Here is a 965-nt window from a genome sequence, read left to right on the forward strand (position 1 = left end):
TGTAGACATGGGTTCCTCCTAATTTTACTCAAAATTGAATACGATGAGTCATTTTTTACGATACTCCCATTTTATCATAAATAACCGAGAAATTCATGGATATTCTTTGAAAACTAAAAAGAACTTGACCATTAAGATCAAGTTCCATTATTTCCTTGATAGGAAGTGTCGTTCCATCTTTCAAGAGTGAAGGTTTCAAAATCCTCGGTCTCTAAAATTGTCAGACTAGCATTGGCTAGGCCTCCTTCTTTGCGGAGGTGAGCCTCTTTATAACCTAAGAGAGTGCGTAGGCTAGCAGTGAGATTTGCCCCATGACCAACGATTAGAATGTTTTCAGCCGTACTTCCTTTCAGAGATTTGATAAATTGAATGGTTCGCTGAGTCGTAGAGTAGAGAGATTCCGCTTCAAACATTCTCGTATCAAACTTAGCTAGATTTGACCGAAAAGCCTTGATTTGCTGCGGGTAAATAGCTTCCAAAGTTGCAATTTTTAATCCCTCTAGTTTGCCAAGTTGCCATTCACGAAGGTCAGGAATGCACTTTAAAGAACAAGGGGTCTGGAGTTGACTTTGGATAATTTCAGCAGATTTAACTGCTCTGGGTAAATCACTAGAATAAATCTTATCAAAAGGAATTTCCTTGAGATACTGCCCAAGTTGTTTTAGGATGTCAATGGACTCTGGAAGAAGGGGAGAGTCACCGCTAGCACCTTGAAAACGTCCTTCAAGATTCCAGACAGTACGACCATGACGGACAAAATAGAGTTTCATCAGTTGTTTTCCTCCAAGATATCAGCAAAATCCGCTTTTACAAAGCTAGCCAAGTCTTGAGGTCGGATGATGATACTATGTCCGACTTCCCCAGCAGAGACAATCATTTGGTCTAAATCCAAAGCAGTATGATCAATAAAAATAGGATAATTGTGTTTTTGGCGAATGCCGACGGGGTTATTAGCCCCATGAATA

The 965-nt window shown here is 39.9% G+C and carries 2 protein-coding genes; both read right to left on the reverse strand.

The features are described from left to right. Window positions 1-137: 137 nt before the first annotated feature. On the reverse strand, window positions 138-770 hold the full coding sequence (locus tag SORDD16_RS04450) for a histidine phosphatase family protein (protein ID WP_061452522.1): 633 nt from the start codon (window positions 768-770) through the stop codon (window positions 138-140). After that, on the reverse strand, window positions 770-965 hold a 196-nt coding region (locus SORDD16_RS04455; RefSeq protein ID WP_277730407.1), incomplete at its 5' end, for a YbaK/EbsC family protein. The genes SORDD16_RS04450 and SORDD16_RS04455, both read right to left, overlap by 1 nt.

It is taken from the genome of Streptococcus oralis (assembly GCF_001578945.1).
Taxonomy (GTDB): domain Bacteria; phylum Bacillota; class Bacilli; order Lactobacillales; family Streptococcaceae; genus Streptococcus; species Streptococcus oralis_Q.